The sequence below is a fragment of the Dysgonomonas sp. 37-18 genome (assembly GCF_001899125.1).
Taxonomy (GTDB): domain Bacteria; phylum Bacteroidota; class Bacteroidia; order Bacteroidales; family Dysgonomonadaceae; genus Dysgonomonas.
In genome coordinates, this window is the sequence record NZ_MKVC01000030.1 from 45,456 (window position 1) to 60,323 (window position 14,868).

Sequence of the window (14,868 nt, forward strand, 5' to 3'; positions counted from 1 at the left end):
ATGAATTATATAAAATTATTTTGTTCTATTTCTTTTCTTCTTGTTTTTAATTTTTGTTATGCCCAGAATCACTTTAAGGGATATGAAAACCTATTTACTATTCCGGCAAACTACGTAGTACCTTATGCATCCAAAGCACCGACAATTGATGGCGATATTAATGATCAAGTGTGGCTGAATACTCCTTGGTCTGATCGTTTTCAAGATATAGAGGGCGATGCCAAGCCTAAACCATATTACGATACTCGTGTAAAAATGCTTTGGGACGAATCATATCTTTATATCGCAGCTGAGTTAAAAGATCCGCATGTATGGGCTACCTTGACCAAGCGCGATGAGATTGTGTTTTTTGATAATGACTTCGAAGTGTTTATAGATCCATTAAACACTGCCCACAACTACTTTGAAATAGAGGTCAATGCATATAATAATATTTTCGATCTGTTTATGCATAAACCTTATCGGAGTGGAGGCGCAGCGCTCTTCAGTTGGGATACTCAGGGAATGCAGCATGCCGTAAAAGTGCAGGGCACTATCAATAACCCTAATGATACAGATACCGGATGGACGGTAGAGATGGCAATCCCTTTCAGGGCTCTTACCTTGGGGAATGCTATAAATATTCCTAAAGATAAAGACGTATGGCGCATTAATTTCTCAAGAGTACAATGGGAAACAGATATTGTAAATGGTAAGTATGTGAAAAGAAAAGATAGTGCGGGGAAGGTATTACCTGAAAATAACTGGGTATGGTCTCCTCAAGGTGTTATCGATATGCATAGACCCGAAAGATGGGGTTATTTATTCTTTTCGAAAAACAAAGCAGGGGAAAAACAACCTCAGTTTGTATTGCCATATACTGAAAAGCAAAGACAATATTTATGGCTTGTGTACTATAAGCAGCAAGACTATAGGCGTGCGCATCAGCGTTATGCAACTAACTTTGCAGAGCTGAAAATGGATAAGCCGGAATTCGATATTGATAATAAAAGAAACAAAATCGAACTGTCTTCTACCGGCAGGAGATTCGAAGTCTCTATTAAAGATACTTCGGGTAAGAAGATTTATCTTAATGAAGAAGGATTAATAACTAAATAAAAAATAAAAAACTATGCGAAACCATTTTAAAATTTACTGGTTGACCTTATTACTATTGCCTTTTTTGTTCTCGAATTGTACAAGCAATATTGGTAATAAGCAGGCCGAAAATACTTACAAACATTGGGTGTGGATTAATCCTCAGGATTCTGATACGGAAGAGGAACTAGCCGTGAGGTATAAAAAATATCATGATGCGGGCATTGCGGGCATTTTCTTCGAAGCCGATAGTGAGAAGCATTATAGGGCGGCAAAAGCTCAGGGATTGGAAGCTCATCGTTGGATGTGGATAATGAATAGGGGAGATGCGTTGAAGGCTCACCCTGAATGGGCTGCTGTAAACAGAAAGGGTGAATCTTGTGCTGATCATCCGCCGTATGTAGATTATTACAGATGGATGTGTCCTTCTCGTCCCGAGGTTGCGGAGTTTCTGACCAAAGAGGTAGAGAATGCATTGTCTAAAGATTATGTTGATGGCATCCACATGGATTATGTTCGTTTCAGTGATGTGATATTGGCTGTTAATCTGTGGGATGTTTATGGTATTGTTCAAACACAAGAATTGCCCGAATACGATTTTTGCTATTGCGATGTATGTAAGGATAAGTTTAAAGAAAAATATCATAAAGACATAGACAGTATTCAGTATCCTCAGGAAAATCTCTCATGGAAATCTTTCAGATACGATGCTGTAACCGCAATTGTGAATAAGATTGGAGATGTGGCAAAAGCCCATCATAAGCCGCTTACTGCTGCCGTATTTCCGACTCCGGACGTAGCGAAGCGTTTGGTAAGACAGGATTGGACAAACTGGCCTTTGGATGCTGTTTACCCGATGATCTATCATGGTTTCTATAAAGAAGATGTACCATGGATCGGTGATGCCGTTAAGCAGGGATTGAGAGGTCTAGACGGTCGTTTTCCTCTCTATGCCGGATTGTATATACCCGACTTCAAAAACAATGAAGAAATCGAAGCCGGAATAAAATATGCTTTGGAAAACGGAGCTTCGGGCGTTTCTATTTTCGGAAATGTTTCTGACGAAATATTGGCTATATTGTCTAAGTATAAGCAGAAGCCCGAGAAAAAGTGAAAGGCATCAAATAAGAAAATATAATTTAAAAGCTATAGAGAGTAAGGCGTATTGTCTTGCTCTCTTTTCTTTTATAAATCATCTAGAATAAATTATATTGTATATCTTTACGCCTCATTATTATTGTATTTAATAATGAATATATAAACTTAACAAAACTATTATCGTAATGAAAAAACTACTATTTTTTCTATGCGCAACTATTCTGTTTGCGTCTTGTAGCAATGACTCGGAAGAAGTACCCACAACAAATAAAACGTATAAGGTTACGTTTGATGTATCTAACTTTAGTGTAGATGTTAAATCATTGAAAGCTGACACCTATAACAATCAACTCTTTTATATCATTTACGAGAAAGAGACTGGCAAAGGAGTGAAAGGGTGGAAGTTTAAAGAAATGGTTGGGCAGCTAACTGAGGAGCTCCCTGAAGGTAACTACTATATTGCTTTTATCTCTTATCCGACCGGAGGTATGAGCTCTCCTCCAACAGAAGGAGCAATTGATGTAAAGGATAATAATTTCTATACTGACTATTTTGAGAATCCTCCTACATGGATAATGGGAAATATGGGTAGTAGATATATATATTACGAAAAGGTTGACTTCTCGGTAGCTGCGAATAACCCGGATGTGCCAATACAGGTAACTTTACAGCCGATGTGGTCTGAGGTGACCGTTGAAGTGACCGATGCCAATACATGTTCTTTGCCTGAGGGTACAACTACAATTGGCTGTGTGATCACTCCTTTTTATTCCGGAATATCCATAGCAGAAGGTATTCCTACTCGAGGCTCAGAAGCATCTTGGGGGTGGGGTGACCTATGTAATACTAATGTTGATAAATTTAGAGAACACAAAATAGTTACAGATAGGCATGCAACAGCAGGTAAAGATGTTACTGTGAAGCTGGTATTTGTAAAACAGATTGCTACCGGTGATACTGTTCTAGGCGAAAGGGAGATATATAAAGGGAATATCGAAGGCGGTAAACGTATAACTTTCAGAGGAGCATTAGGCAAGACTACAACGTCTGCAACCTTTAAAGTGTCTTTAGCAGACCTGACGGATGGAGGAGTAATACCTTTCGATTGATATATAAACGATAGGTTAGAAAAGTAAAACGGCGGGTATTTTTGAATTTCCCGCCGTTTCTTCTTTTATTTTATGTTCTCTAGGGTTTTAACCAGATAATCATAGAATTTGCTTACTGTATCTATTTCTACAAACTCGTCAGGAGAGTGTGCATTTAAGATTGTAGGACCAAACGATACAATGTCTAATCCCGGTGTGCTACCCAAAATAATACCACATTCTAATCCTGCATGTACCACTACTACATGGGCGTCTTCGTTGTACATATCTTTGTATAATTTAGCCATCATATTTAGCGTATCCGATTGAGCATTCGGCTGCCATCCCGGATAACCATTTTCGATAGATACTTTTGCGCCTGCAAGGGCGAATACACTTTCGAGGCTTGAGCAAATTTCATCTTTGCGTGTTTCGGAAGAGCTACGAGCAAGCATTTTCGCAGAAATACGACCTGCTTCAGACTTAACAGAGGCTAAGTTTGTAGAAGTTTCTACAATGCCTTCAAAGTCAGTTAGCATACTGATTACTCCATTTTGGCAACCAATAACAGCATTGATAACGCTGTCTTGTATTTCCTCTGGGATAAGCGTTTTCGGTAATTCCGTTTTTGCTGCTTTGAATGAAAGGTTTGCTTCTACAGCTTTATATTCTTCTTTAAATATCTTTTCGTACTCTTTTACCAGTTTTAGGAAGTCCTTCTCATCTTCTTCGGGTAGAGTAACGATAGCAACAGCCTCACGAGGGATCGCATTTCTTAGTGAACCGCCATCGATGGCAGACAAACGCACCTCATAATTGCTTACTGCTTCTTTGAGGAAGTAGAACATAAGCTTGTTGGCATTTGCTCTTCCCATGTGTATTTCAGTTCCCGAGTGACCACCTCTAAGACCTGTAAGCGATATTTTATAAGCAACATCACCTGCTGGTACTTCTGCATCTTTAAATTCCCAGTCGGCATTAACGTCTGCACCTCCGGCGCAACCTACGCATAACTCGCCGATCTCTTCGGTATCCAGATTCAGCAATACGTTTCCTGAAAGAAATCCTTTTTTCAATCCGCTTGCACCAACCATGCCTACCTCTTCGTCTACTGTAAACAAGGCTTCTATTTTTCCATGTTTCAGTGTCGTGTCTTCGAGGACAGCCATCATGGCGGCAGCTCCGATTCCGTTGTCTGCTCCCAATGTGGTAGATTTAGCCTTTACTCGGCTGCCATCTATTTGGGTTTCTATAGGGTCTTTTGTGAAGTCATGCTTTACATTCGAGTTCTTCTGAGGAACCATATCCAAGTGTGACTGAAGTATCACTACCGGAGCTTTTTCCATTCCTTTGGTAGCAGGCTTGGTAATAACAATGTTTCCTGTTTTGTCTTGTTTTACTTCTAGTCCCAGTGATTTTCCGAAATCGATGACAAATTTTGTCACCTCCTTCATCTGTCCTGTAGGGCGAGGAATCTGGGTCAGGTCGTAGAAGTGTTTCCACAACTGTTGCGGTTTTAGTTTAAGTATTTCTTTAGACATAATATGTTATGTTTTAAAATTACGAATAGTAACAAAGATAAGAATTTTCGATGAAGTCTTTTACATATATAATGAAAAGAGTAGACGGTAAACTCTTTTTTATAACTTTTTGTTATTCTTATTCTTTTCGTGCTTTTTTATTCAAAAGGTGACAAAAGTGACACTTTTTTACATGTGTTTTATTGTAACCTTTTCTTCTTTAATTTACCGAGGATTGCTTTTCTATGGAACGAAAGTACAAAGCTCTCATATTATTAGATAAATCTAAAATATAAAAGTGTAGATGTGGAAATGATGGAAGAATTATTTCTTTTGCTTTTTCAAAGCCAACATGGCAATGCCGAACAGCCCGCAAATAATCACCCAGATAGATTGCACAGCAAACACGCCTGTAGCAAATGCCGTTGCATGTAGCTTGTCTACACCATACAGACTTAACGATGCTATTACTGCTATTTGCCAAGGGCCTAGTCCTCCGTTAGATGGTACTCCCATACTTATACTACTCAAAGCGAAAGCGATGAGTCCGGCGGTGATTCCCAAGTCAGCTGTAAAATCGAAAGCGAAAAATGTAATGTAGAAATAACAAAAATAAGAACCCCAGATGCCTATCGTATATAAGAATACACGACCTTTGGTATTCATTTTCCAAATTGCTTTCAAGTCACTTGCTATACTTGACAGGAATCCTTTTATCTTACGTACAATAACATTTTCTTTGAAAAACCTAAAGACAATGTATGTGGTTATTATTGCAGCGCCGATAGCTAAGTATAATAAAGGGGATTTGAATATACCGGATATAGTATTGAACGTTGTTTGGTTTTGTTCCAGTTGCGTCAAAAAGAATTGCATGTTGAACAAAAAGGCCACTAAAGATATTATAGCAACGGTAATTGTGTCAAATATCCGATCGAGAATCATCGTTCCGAATAATTTGGAGAAAGGGATGTTGTCTTCCTTGGCTATTACACCGCATCTCCATATCTCGCCCGCACGTGGCAAAGCAAAGTTAACGGCATAACCGCCATAGATTGCATAATTGAGGTTCGATATTTTGGGAGAGTAACCCAATGGAGTTATAAACAGAGCCCAACGGTATCCTCTGATTGTATTTCCTAGAAGCCCGAATAATAGAGAGAATAACAGTATCCCCCAGTTGGCATCTTTCAATATTTCCCAAAGTTGACTCGGGTCAATTTTACTAATAAGATAATATATGATCGCAATACCTAATCCTAGGGGTAATACGACTTTTATAAGATTGTTTAATAAAGAGCTTTTCTTTTGTGTTACAACTTCATCTGTTTCTTCCATTCCCCAAATTTAAATGTAGCGGTTTCAGAATAAAGGTCTTTTAATACGAACGATTTTCAGTAATAAATACTACCTTTGCCGCTGCAAATATAATGATAATTATAAGTATGGGGGCAGTTAAGCCGAAGAAATTCTTAGGACAGCACTTTCTCAAAGATCTGGATATTGCACGTCGGATTGCCGATACATTGGATGATTTTACCGATGTGCCGGTAATTGAGGTTGGTCCGGGAATGGGTGTGCTGACTCAATTTCTTATCGAAAAGGAGAAAGACTTAACCGTTGTTGAGCTCGATCGCGATTCTGTGCCATATCTTAACGAGCATTATCCTGCTTTGCATGGGCGTATAGTAGAAGGCGATTTTCTCACACTTGATTTGTCGGCTATTTATCCGGACAAATTCTGTGTGATAGGGAATTATCCTTATAATATTTCGTCTCAGATATTTTTTAAAGTTCTTGAGTATAAAGACAAAGTTCCGTGTTGCTCAGGAATGCTCCAGAAAGAAGTTGCCGAACGTATAGCCGCTAAGCCGGGAGGCAAGACATACGGCATATTAAGTGTTTTGCTACAAGCATGGTACGATATAGAATATCTATTTACGGTGAGCGAAAAGGTATTCGACCCTCCGCCGAGGGTTAAATCCGCCGTGGTTAAGCTGGTTCGCAATAAGAGAGAACATCTGGGCTGTGATGAGAAATTGTTTAAAACTGTTGTGAAAACAGGATTTAATCAGCGTCGAAAGACCCTTAGAAACTCTATGAAGCCTCTGTTAGGAAAAGATTGCGAAGCGTATGCCGACCCTATCTTTGACGAACGACCCGAGCGCCTCTCGGTTGCAGATTTCGAAAAGTTGACAAATATAGTCTCAGCTTTTCTGCCCGGGAGAAGTAGTGAGAAGTAAAGGAAGTCCTAACACTTAAAAAAGAATAGCTCATGTCAGAAGTAAAATTATTCTATCACAAAGACAATGTCATACGAATGAGCCGTAGCATTGAATTTTTGAAAGCCACCCCTATTAAGGATTTTCTATGGATCGACCTTAATAATGTAGATGAGGAGATAGAAAGCGAGTTAGAAGATTATCTGAAAATATATATCCAGGAAGAAGAGGAGATGGTAGAGATCGAGATGTCGTCCCGTTATATGGAGACGGCAGACTCATTGGTTGTAAATTCCAACTTCTTACTTGGAACTTTCGAGAGAGAACCGGTTTCTTTTATCATAAAGAACAATATTCTTATTACCGTCCGCAGCGAGGACTTATCGTCCTTCCACGAGACAATAAAGAAAATATCGGCTAATCCTAAGATGTATCCTACCGGTTATCATGTGTTTGTCGCTATTTTGGAGACACGGGTAGAACTCGATGCCGATATGATCGAACGCATGACCCAGCAGATTACGTCATTGTCTAATAGCATCAGTATAAAAGAGGCTGACGAAGAGCTTTTGATGGAAATCAAAGACTTGCAGGAAAAGACCATGATGCTGAGGGAGAATATTATCGACAAGCAGCGGGCTGTATCGAGTATGCTCAAAAGTGAACTGATGCCAAGAGAGTTGCATGCCAGAATTACGATTCTGATAAAGGACATAAACTCTCTGCTCGAACATATCCGCTTTAGCTTCGACAGGCTCGACTACTTACAAGATACATTCCTCGGGTTTGTAAATATCGAGCAAAATAAGATCATCAAAATGTTTACCGTGATTTCCGTTATATTTATGCCGCCTACACTTATTGCAAGTATTTATGGGATGAACTTTGGAGAAATGCCTGAACTGGAATGGAAATACGGCTACGAATTTTCTATCGGACTGATGATAGCTGCTGTTGCTGTTATTCTCTTTTATTTCAGACGACAGAAGTGGTTGTAATTATCTAAATGTAAATTGATTACTTAAATAAAGGCAGCGTTGAGATAATCAGCGCTGCCTTCTTTTTTATTTTTTCTTGTCTTTCTTTTCCTTCTTTATCTTAGGCTTTTCTTCCTGCGGTTTTGACATGGATTTCTTGGCGTTCTCTATCTCTATCTTAGCTTCGTCCGTCAGTTCGGGATAGTGAAGGTCGAGTTCCTCTATTCTGTCACTGATGATTTGACCAATAATATAGCGCATAAACCACTTGTTGTCTGCCGGAATAACGTGCCAAGGAGCTTCGTCGGTCGATGTATGTGTCAGCATATCTGAGTATGCCTCCATATAATTGTCCCAGTATGCACGCTCTTTGAGATCTGCTGCCGAAAATTTCCAATTCTTAGACTCATCATTCAATCTGGCAAGAAAGCGTTTCTCCTGTTCATCGTGCGAAACATTGAGAAAGAACTTCAATACGATTGTTCCATTTTCAGTCAGATGCCTTTCAAAGTCGTTTATCTGTCTGTAACGTTTTTCCCAAAACTTATCATTGATATCTTCCGTCTTTGTGATATTGGGTAATTTTCCGTTTAATACAATCGCCGGATGAACCTTTGCTACGAGTACATCTTCGTAATGCGACCTGTTGAATATACCGATTCTTCCCCGCTCGGGTAAGCATTTGTAGATGCGCCACAGATAGTCGTGGTCGAGTTCCTCTGCCGATGGTTGCTTGAAGGCAAAAACCTGACAGCCTTGCGGGTTGATACCCGACATAACGTGTTTGATTGTGCCATCTTTTCCCGCAGCATCCATTGCCTGAAATATGATCAGCACAGAATAGCGGTCTTGTGCATAAAGCTTATCTTGCAGTTTCGACAGTTTATCTATACTTTCTTCAAGAAGCTTTTCCCCTTTCTGTTTTGATAATCCGGCGGTGTAATCTGTTTTGAAGTTGGATACTTTATGCTTTTCTCCGGGTTTTGCAATTATCCTTTTCAGAATTTCTTTTTTCATAACTATTTAATTTATAGTTCTATTATGCTAGGAAACTTTCAATCAAAATGCAGATGCAGAAAAGCCCGAAGTTGGCGGGTATTACTGTCCATGCGCTTATCTTGTCTTTAATTAGCCTGACTGCAAGTAAGACTCCGATCAGTCCGCAAATTATGTTCAAAACCAGTATCCATTCGGGTATTTTGTAAAGAGAGAGAATGTTGCCAAAGCTATAATTATATAGTAATCTGAGTTGGAAATATATCCAGCATGTATTTAGTATTATCAATAATATTCCTATGATAACATTAACCAGATTACTATATTTCTTTTCTGTCATTTCCAATAATGTAAAAAGTGACAAAAGTGACAGTTTTTACCCTGTTTCTATTTGTAACCTTATTTCACCGCTTTTTGTTTAGTGTATGTATATAAAAAGATAATTATTCCCACAGAAAATTATTTGATGACTGCAATCAGGTCGTTGAGGTCTTTTCTTACTTTCGGTTGATTCTGCAGCCAGTCGAGGTTTTCATCTTTGTATCCCAGCGGAAGAATAAATGTCGCAGAAAGGTTCTGTGTTGGTAAGTCGAGGATACGGTTCAATGCATCCCTGTCAAAGCCCTCGATAGGAAGTGTCTCTATGCGTTCGTTGGCTGCAACTGTACACGCCACTCCTAGTGCGATGTAAGTTTGTTGAGATAGCCAGTTCTTTACATTACTGCCATTTTTCTCAATAAAGAATTCTATCTTTTTTCTATATTTATCGCACCACTCTTTGCTCGGATTCCGTTTTTTGTTTATCAAATCGAAATAGTCGTCAAGGTATTTTTCTGTAATTTGTGTATATGAAGCAAATACCAATAGGTGCGAACATCCGGTAATTGGCTGTTGCTCGCATGCTTCATTGTATATCTTTTCTTTTAGCTCTTTGTTTTCTATAACAAATACCTTGAATGCCTGCATCCCCAGAGAGGTAGGGGTGAGGTTGATTGCTTCAAGTATTCTTTCTACTACATCTTGTGGAACTTTGGCTCCATTCATTCCTTTACATGCATGTCGCCATTTAAGATCTTCTATTAAGCTCATATTATTGTTTTAGTTTAAATAGTCTGGGGGAGTCGTGCTCGTTTTCCTTTTATGATCTGAAAGTCTAATCTTACCGCACGATTCCTTTTATCTATACTTAGTGAATTTTGTTTGTATTTTATTTTAGGCAGAGGAATTTCATTTTCCGACTGATTGATTGCTTCATTTAGCGTATCTCTCAGGGTGTGAAATTCCTCTGCCCATATTTAATTATAAGTATTTTCCTTAATCGGTTTTATTCTTCTTTAAACCAGCCCGAGTACATCAGGTAATTTTTAGCTATTTTCTGGTTCATCTCTTTCGCTTGTTCCGAATCTACTTTTTTTACAAACTTGGCAGGTACACCTGCATAGATACTTCCCGGCTCTACCTGTGTACCGCTCAACACTACCGATCCTGCTGCAATAATCGCACCTTCGCCTATCACTGCATGATCGAGAACAATGGCTCCCATACCTATCAGTGCACCATTTTCTATTTTTGCGCCATGCACCACCACGTTATGACCAATGGATACATCGTCGCCTATTTCTACTACAGACTTTTGGTACAATGTGTGCAACACACTGCCATCTTGTATGTTTACCCTGTTTCCGATGCGTATAGAATTTACGTCGCCACGCAATACGGTGTTAAACCAAATGCTACAATCTTTACCTATTACCACATCGCCGATTATTGTAGCATTTTCGGCCATGTATGTATTTTCTCCAATCTCAGGTGTAAACCCTCTGACTTCTTTTATTAATGCCATTATCTTTTATTTTGTATAATAATCGAAGAACTGTTCCAGTCCTTTAGAATCTATTTTCTTTGCAACTATTTTTTTGTTTTTATCCAACACAAACACCGACGGAATGTATGATGTATCATAATTCAACCAGTATTGTGATATATTATTCGGGTCGGCGGCGTTGATCCAGCCGGTCATCTTATTATTCTTTACAAACTTATCCCATTCTTTTTTGTCGCTTCCTTTTATGTCGATGGCTACTACCTGCAATCCTTTGTCTTTGTATTTGGTATATACCTCATTGTATATGCGAGGTGTTTCTTCTATACAGTGATTACAGTCGTGACCATAGAAATACAATATCAGGTATTCGGCTTTTATGTCGTTTGTCTCAATTGTCTTGCCGTCTATTGTTGTCAGTTTTATATTGCGGGCTCTCATGCCTATGCGATTGTTTTTGATATGCTCATACATATACTGCAATCCTGACACTTGAGCACTATCTATCCACGCCAGGTTTTTGCCGAAGACGTAATCTTCGCAAAGCTTTGCCCAGATATTCTCATCGCCCATTCTGTCGCTCGAAGTGGTTGTATTTATCAGATAAGACAACATTTCTTTAAAACACACTTCATTCTCTTTTGTTCTGCTTACAAGCTTAGTTGCTGCTATCGCCAAAGAATCGGGCGTAGGATTTACCCACTGAGTCATATATGATTCTATATAGCTAGTCAAATAATTTGTTCGCCACAGACGAGGGTCGGTAAGGTTTATATTATCAAAATAATGTACTTTTCCGTACTTGTTGTTTTCTGCAAATTCTTTATCATTCTTAGGGTCGGCGTAAGGTAACGTGATCGGAGTCATACCCTTTAGGAAAGTTCCAAACCAATTCGTCTTATTTTCTTTGATAAGATTGTTTACATAGGTCTGCGCTATTTGCTCTTCGGTTGCTATTTCCTTTTCTATGCCGGCTCTTTTTTGCGGAGTAAGATCTGATGCCGATAGCTGATCTTCGAGTGTCTCTCTCAGAGCATCATTCTCTGCTATTTTGTTGAGATAGCTCCACAGTAGGCGTGTGTCATCGTTTCCTGTTACAGTGCTTTTTAAGAAATTATCCTTGTTGATTGTTATCTGCATTTTGCTCTGTTCGCTACCAAAGAGCATGTCTGTTCTGAAGTCAGGTGCTATGTAAAGAAAATATTGACCTTCGGGATACTTCTCTCTTGCTGTAAATACACCTTTACCGGCCGCTGAAAGGACAACGGAGTCTTTTGCATATGTCGCGCCCCGCCAATATTGCCCCAGATACAGTTTCTTTCCACTCTGTCCCGGATAAGTCACTTCTAAGTTGAACTTATTGTCGGGACTTTTAATAGTTTGAGCCTCCATCTCAAACGTGAAAAGGAGGCTCAATAATATAACAGTTATTTTAAATCTCATGAGTTTTTTCTTTTAACCATTGTTTTTCGTCTTCAGTCAATAGTGGAGAAAGACGATCGTATACAAATTTGTGATATTCGTTAAGCCAGATGATCTCTTTCTCTGTCAACATTTCTTTTACTATAGGTGTCGTATCTATAGGGCAAAGAGTCAGCGTTTCGAAAGAATAGAAATCTCCGAATTCGGTAGTCATTTCATGCTTCGTACGAATGAGGTTTTCGATACGGATACCGTATTGTCCTGCTCTGTACAGTCCCGGTTCATTAGATGTTACCATTCCTGGTTGCAGAGTTGTAGGGTTCTCATTCATTCTTATGTTTTGAGGGCCTTCGTGTACATTCAGGAAATGTCCGATACCATGCCCTGTTCCGTGCAGGTAGTTTAGTCCTTCATCCCATAACGCCTTACGAGCCAAGATGTCTAACTGGCTTCCTCTTGTACCTTGAGGATATATAGCTGTTGCCAAATTGATATGTCCTTTCAGTACCATCGTGTAGTCCTTTTTCATCTGGTCGGTAAGCGGGCCTACTGCCAGTGTACGGGTTATATCAGTTGTGCCGTCGAAATACTGAGCACCGGAGTCTACAAGCAGCAAACCTTCGGGTTTAACCGGTAGTGAACTTTCATTGCTTACATGATAGTGAACGATTGCCCCGTTCGGACCATAGCCCGAGATTGTATCAAAGCTTTCTCCTACAAAGTTTTTCTGTTGACTTCTGTATTCCACCAGTTTTTCGGGTATCATAATTTCCGTCACATTTCCTCCGGGTACTGCTTTTTCGAGCCACATAAAGAAGTGTACCAATGCAACACCATCGCGTTCCATTGCATTGCGGATACCTTGAACCTCTGTATCGTTTTTGATACTCTTCATCAGGTCTGCCGGAGATGGCATATCGATGATGCGGCATCCGTCGGGTATCGTATTATATAGCTTGAAAGTTACTTTGTTCGCATCCAAACAAACAGGTGTCTTTAGTTTCGATACATAATCAAATACTTTATCGTATTCGGCAATTGTAACCCCTTCTGCTTTCAAGTAATCGGAAATTTCCGATGTTAGTTTTTTAGGATTGATAAACAATACTGTTTCTTCTTTCGAAACATAGGCATAACTAACAGCTACAGGGTTGCATTTTACGTCGTTACCTCTGATATTGAAAATCCAGGCGATTGTATCTAATGATGCCACAAGCAAAGATTCTGCTCCATTTTTCTCTACAGCATCGCAAATACGTGCTATTTTTTTATGTGCCGCTTCGCCCGCATATTTTTCAGGCAGAACAAAGATTGGATTCGTAGGTATTTCGGGTCTGTCGTTCCATATTTTGCTGAACGGATCGTAATCACTGATAAGGTGCAATCCTTTCATGTTTAATTTGTGGGTAAGGTTCATGGCTTCTTTAGCTGCATACACAGTGCCATCTATACCAACGTATTCTCCTTTCCCCAGTTCGGTGGTTAGCCACTCTTCTATACTTGGGGTTGAAGGAAGTCCTTCTTTGAATAATTCGATATCAGCTCCTTCCAGTTCTTTTGCCCCTTGCAGAAAATAGCGGGAGTCTGTCCACAGTCCGGCTTTTTCGCGAGTGACTACAACTGTTCCGGCCGACCCTGTGAATCCACTGATCCATTCGCGCGAAGCCCAGTGCGAAGCCGGGTATTCACTTAGATGGGAGTCGGTGCTGGGGATGATAAAAGCATGTAAGCCTTTTTCTCCCATAAATTCGCGTAGTGCGGCAAGTCTTTTATTTATATTCATAACTATATTGTTTTGGTATTATCTTACTCATCCAAAGAACCGGTTACGCTATTGTTTAGCATCGAACAGGTTCCTTCAAAATTGGCTCCCGGCTCTATCTCAATCGTACGTGTTTTAATCTCGCCGGTAAGAAGGGAACTCGCTTTCAGAACAATATTTTCGGAACATATAATGTTTCCTTTTACTTTGCCGAATAAGTCTATATTCGAACAATTTATATTGCCGATAACGCAGCCGCTCTGACCTACGATAATTTTACCACGACACTGAATATTACCTTCTATTGCGCCGTCGATACGGAAATCTTCCTCTGAAGATATATCTCCTTTTAGTTGTGTGCCCGACGCTAAAATGTTGTGTGTGCCGGATGTTGTGTAAGGTGTTGTTTCTCTTGATTTACTCATAATTTTCATTCTCTGTTTTCACAAGGTTTTATATCTTTGTAAACTCAATAACGAACAAATATAGATAAAAAACTTAGCTTTGTGCCGTTTTATTTTGACTCTTTATGAAAAGTTTTATTTTGCTTGAGAATGTTGTTTTTTATGCTTATCACGGCGTACAGCCTCATGAAACCACGGTTGGAAATGAGTTTGTGATCAATCTGAAATTAGAAGTAAACCTAACAGATGCTGCTCAATCCGATTCGTTGGAAGATACGGTCAGCTATGCCGATATATACAATGATGTGAAGGAGCAAATGCAAATTCCGTCCAAGTTATTAGAGCATGTCGCATATCGGATCGTTCGATGCCTGAAGCAGAAGTATAAAAAAATCGAACATGTGGAAATTAAGCTTTCGAAACGAAACCCACCGATGGGAGCTCAGTTGGATTGTGCCAGTGTTGTTTTAATAGATTAAG

The 14,868-nt window shown here is 39.4% G+C and carries 15 protein-coding genes; 6 read left to right on the forward strand and 9 right to left on the reverse strand.

Annotation, left to right across the window (positions count from 1 at the left end):
- From BGO84_RS11055 to BGO84_RS11065, 3 genes are all read left to right on the forward strand, one after another.
- The gene (locus tag BGO84_RS11055) at positions 1-1,098 is read left to right on the forward strand and encodes a carbohydrate-binding family 9-like protein (protein ID WP_291029225.1); all 1,098 of its coding nucleotides are present in this window, start codon (positions 1-3) and stop codon (positions 1,096-1,098) included.
- Between the two features lie 13 nt (positions 1,099-1,111).
- Positions 1,112-2,191 carry a family 10 glycosylhydrolase gene (locus tag BGO84_RS11060; RefSeq protein ID WP_291029227.1) on the forward strand — a complete coding sequence of 360 codons (1,080 nt, stop codon included), beginning with the start codon at positions 1,112-1,114 and terminating at the stop codon, positions 2,189-2,191.
- Positions 2,192-2,360: 169 nt separating this feature from the next.
- Positions 2,361-3,284, forward strand: coding sequence for a hypothetical protein (locus tag BGO84_RS11065; RefSeq protein WP_291029228.1), 924 nt, complete (start codon positions 2,361-2,363; stop codon positions 3,282-3,284).
- Positions 3,285-3,349: 65 nt separating this feature from the next.
- On the opposite strand, the gene BGO84_RS11070 is transcribed toward BGO84_RS11065, so the two are convergent.
- A complete protein-coding gene (locus BGO84_RS11070; RefSeq protein ID WP_291029230.1) occupies positions 3,350-4,804 on the reverse strand; it encodes an aminoacyl-histidine dipeptidase in 1,455 nt (484 codons plus the stop codon).
- 303 nt (positions 4,805-5,107) lie between these two features.
- On the reverse strand, positions 5,108-6,121 hold the full coding sequence (locus BGO84_RS11075) for a lysylphosphatidylglycerol synthase transmembrane domain-containing protein (RefSeq protein ID WP_283686816.1): 1,014 nt from the start codon (positions 6,119-6,121) through the stop codon (positions 5,108-5,110).
- A gap of 107 nt (positions 6,122-6,228) precedes the next feature.
- Between BGO84_RS11075 and rsmA the strand changes: the two genes are divergently transcribed.
- Both rsmA and corA read left to right on the forward strand, forming a co-directional pair.
- Entirely contained in the window at positions 6,229-7,026 is a 798-nt protein-coding gene (rsmA, locus tag BGO84_RS11080) for a 16S rRNA (adenine(1518)-N(6)/adenine(1519)-N(6))-dimethyltransferase RsmA (RefSeq protein ID WP_291029589.1), read from the forward strand.
- A 32-nt stretch (positions 7,027-7,058) separates the two neighbouring features.
- Complete coding sequence (gene corA, locus BGO84_RS11085) at positions 7,059-8,003, forward strand: magnesium/cobalt transporter CorA (protein WP_135103656.1); 945 nt, start codon at positions 7,059-7,061, stop codon at positions 8,001-8,003.
- 66 nt (positions 8,004-8,069) lie between these two features.
- Here corA and BGO84_RS11090 read toward each other — a convergent pair whose 3' ends face one another.
- The 7 genes from BGO84_RS11090 to BGO84_RS11120 all read right to left on the reverse strand — a co-directional run bounded on the left by BGO84_RS11090 (position 8,070) and on the right by BGO84_RS11120 (position 14,409).
- Positions 8,070-8,999, reverse strand: a complete 930-nt coding sequence (locus BGO84_RS11090) for a polyphosphate kinase 2 family protein (RefSeq protein ID WP_291029232.1) — start codon at positions 8,997-8,999, stop codon at positions 8,070-8,072.
- A 22-nt stretch (positions 9,000-9,021) separates the two neighbouring features.
- A complete protein-coding gene (locus BGO84_RS11095; protein ID WP_291029234.1) occupies positions 9,022-9,318 on the reverse strand; it encodes a hypothetical protein in 297 nt (98 codons plus the stop codon).
- Positions 9,319-9,437: 119 nt separating this feature from the next.
- Positions 9,438-10,067, reverse strand: a complete 630-nt coding sequence (locus BGO84_RS11100) for a nitroreductase family protein (RefSeq protein ID WP_291029236.1) — start codon at positions 10,065-10,067, stop codon at positions 9,438-9,440.
- 235 nt (positions 10,068-10,302) lie between these two features.
- Positions 10,303-10,821 carry a gamma carbonic anhydrase family protein gene (locus tag BGO84_RS11105; protein ID WP_135103660.1) on the reverse strand — a complete coding sequence of 173 codons (519 nt, stop codon included), beginning with the start codon at positions 10,819-10,821 and terminating at the stop codon, positions 10,303-10,305.
- Positions 10,822-10,827: 6 nt separating this feature from the next.
- A complete protein-coding gene (locus tag BGO84_RS11110) occupies positions 10,828-12,243 on the reverse strand; it encodes a TlpA disulfide reductase family protein (protein ID WP_291029238.1) in 1,416 nt (471 codons plus the stop codon).
- On the reverse strand, positions 12,233-14,005 hold the full coding sequence (locus BGO84_RS11115; protein ID WP_291029240.1) for an aminopeptidase P family protein: 1,773 nt from the start codon (positions 14,003-14,005) through the stop codon (positions 12,233-12,235). Before BGO84_RS11115 ends, BGO84_RS11110 begins: the two co-directional genes overlap by 11 nt.
- Positions 14,006-14,028: 23 nt before the next feature.
- Positions 14,029-14,409: a polymer-forming cytoskeletal protein gene (locus BGO84_RS11120; RefSeq protein ID WP_228093655.1), complete on the reverse strand. Its 381-nt coding sequence runs from the start codon at positions 14,407-14,409 to the stop codon at positions 14,029-14,031.
- A 104-nt stretch (positions 14,410-14,513) separates the two neighbouring features.
- Between BGO84_RS11120 and folB the strand changes: the two genes are divergently transcribed.
- A complete protein-coding gene (gene folB / locus BGO84_RS11125; RefSeq protein WP_135103664.1) occupies positions 14,514-14,867 on the forward strand; it encodes a dihydroneopterin aldolase in 354 nt (117 codons plus the stop codon).
- The last annotated feature ends 1 nt before the right edge of the window (position 14,868 follow it).

What these genes read in the sequence shown, in the direction of transcription:
- BGO84_RS11055 (WP_291029225.1), top strand. Translation starts at nt 1, where the DNA reads ATGAATTATATAAAATTATTTTGTTCTATTTCTTTTCTTCTTGTTTTT.
- BGO84_RS11060 (WP_291029227.1), top strand. Translation starts at nt 1,112, where the DNA reads ATGCGAAACCATTTTAAAATTTACTGGTTGACCTTATTACTATTGCCT.
- BGO84_RS11065 (WP_291029228.1), top strand. Translation starts at nt 2,361, where the DNA reads ATGAAAAAACTACTATTTTTTCTATGCGCAACTATTCTGTTTGCGTCT.
- BGO84_RS11070 (WP_291029230.1), bottom strand. Translation starts at nt 4,804, where the DNA reads ATGTCTAAAGAAATACTTAAACTAAAACCGCAACAGTTGTGGAAACAC.
- BGO84_RS11075 (WP_283686816.1), bottom strand. Translation starts at nt 6,121, where the DNA reads ATGGAAGAAACAGATGAAGTTGTAACACAAAAGAAAAGCTCTTTATTA.
- rsmA (WP_291029589.1), top strand. Translation starts at nt 6,229, where the DNA reads ATGGGGGCAGTTAAGCCGAAGAAATTCTTAGGACAGCACTTTCTCAAA.
- corA (WP_135103656.1), top strand. Translation starts at nt 7,059, where the DNA reads ATGTCAGAAGTAAAATTATTCTATCACAAAGACAATGTCATACGAATG.
- BGO84_RS11090 (WP_291029232.1), bottom strand. Translation starts at nt 8,999, where the DNA reads ATGAAAAAAGAAATTCTGAAAAGGATAATTGCAAAACCCGGAGAAAAG.
- BGO84_RS11095 (WP_291029234.1), bottom strand. Translation starts at nt 9,318, where the DNA reads ATGACAGAAAAGAAATATAGTAATCTGGTTAATGTTATCATAGGAATA.
- BGO84_RS11100 (WP_291029236.1), bottom strand. Translation starts at nt 10,067, where the DNA reads ATGAGCTTAATAGAAGATCTTAAATGGCGACATGCATGTAAAGGAATG.
- BGO84_RS11105 (WP_135103660.1), bottom strand. Translation starts at nt 10,821, where the DNA reads ATGGCATTAATAAAAGAAGTCAGAGGGTTTACACCTGAGATTGGAGAA.
- BGO84_RS11110 (WP_291029238.1), bottom strand. Translation starts at nt 12,243, where the DNA reads ATGAGATTTAAAATAACTGTTATATTATTGAGCCTCCTTTTCACGTTT.
- BGO84_RS11115 (WP_291029240.1), bottom strand. Translation starts at nt 14,005, where the DNA reads ATGAATATAAATAAAAGACTTGCCGCACTACGCGAATTTATGGGAGAA.
- BGO84_RS11120 (WP_228093655.1), bottom strand. Translation starts at nt 14,409, where the DNA reads ATGAGTAAATCAAGAGAAACAACACCTTACACAACATCCGGCACACAC.
- folB (WP_135103664.1), top strand. Translation starts at nt 14,514, where the DNA reads ATGAAAAGTTTTATTTTGCTTGAGAATGTTGTTTTTTATGCTTATCAC.